Annotated in this window: 1 protein-coding gene; it reads right to left on the bottom strand. The window is 64.9% G+C overall.

What is annotated here, in order from left to right; translation table 11 throughout:
• The coding region (gene miaB / locus AC1VAN_RS22160; protein ID WP_480986784.1) for a tRNA (N6-isopentenyl adenosine(37)-C2)-methylthiotransferase MiaB at positions 1-1154 on the bottom strand (1154 nt) is incomplete at its 3' end.
• Positions 1155-1282: the final 128 nt, after the last annotated feature.

Here is a 1282-nt window from a genome sequence, read left to right as displayed (position 1 = left end):
TCGCTGATCGTGTCTTCCAGGTCTGCAGCCGGCGTGCCCGGGCGACGCGAATAGATGAAGGAGAAGCTGTGGTCGAAGCCGAYRTCCTCGATCAGCTTCATGGTCTTCTCGAAATCAGCATCGGTCTCGCCGGGAAAACCGACGATGAAGTCSGARCTGAYCGAGATRTCGGGRCGCACCGYRCGCAGCTTGCGGATCTTCGACTTGAATTCCAGCGAGGTGTAACCGCGCTTCATCGCCGACAGCACGCGGTCGCTGCCTGCCTGCACCGGCAGGTGCAGGAAGTTGGCCAGCTGCGGCACGTCGCGGAACGCGTCGATCAACGAATCGCTGAACTCCAGTGGATGCGAGGTGGTGAAGCGGATGCGACCGATGCCGTCGATCTCGGCGATGGTGCGGATCAGCAGGCCGAGGTCGGCGAGCTCGCCGTCACCATAGGGGCCACGGTAGGCGTTGACGTTCTGGCCGAGCAGGTTGATCTCGCGCACGCCCTGTSCCGCAAGCTGTGCCACTTCCACCACCACGTCTTCGAACGGGCGGCTGACTTCGGTACCACGCGTGTAGGGCACCACGCAGAACGAACAGTACTTGGAGCAGCCTTCCATGATCGACACGAACGCCGATGCGCCATCGGCACGCGGTTCGGGCATGCGATCGAACTTCTCGATTTCCGGGAAGCTGATGTCCACCTGCGGGCGCTGCTGCTCGCGACGGGCGCGGATCAGTTCCGGCAGGCGGTGCAGCGTCTGCGGGCCGAACACCAGGTCSACGWAMGGCGCACGCTTGATGATSGCCTCGCCTTCCTGCGACGCCACGCAACCGCCTACGCCGATGATGACCTCGCGGCCCTGGTTCTTCAGGCTCTTCCAGATGCCCAGCTGGCTGAACACCTTCTCCTGCGCCTTTTCGCGGATCGAGCAGGTGTTGACCAGGATGACGTCGGCGTCTTCCGGGCGATCGGTCAGTTCCAGACCATCGCTGGCGGCGAGCACGTCGGCCATCTTGGCCGAGTCGTACTCGTTCATCTGGCAACCGTGGGTCTTGATGTACAGCTTGCCCTTCACCTGGTCGGGCTTGCGCGGACCAGAGGGCAGGGCAACGAGCGGAGTGCCGCCCTGGGCGGCGGGCGGAAAGACGTCTGGCGTCCCGGTCATGGCGCTTAATCCATTCGGGTGGCGGGAAAGGGGGCGATTCTACCCGCATCCCAGGGCGTGCGCCCGGCGCAACGCCAGCGGCGCCGCACTGGGCGCTCGCGGGGCATGGCCCCGCGCTRCCTGCATCC

The organism is Stenotrophomonas sp. 05L44_2 (genome assembly GCF_056665995.1).
This window is presented reverse-complemented; position numbering and strand designations above follow the sequence as displayed.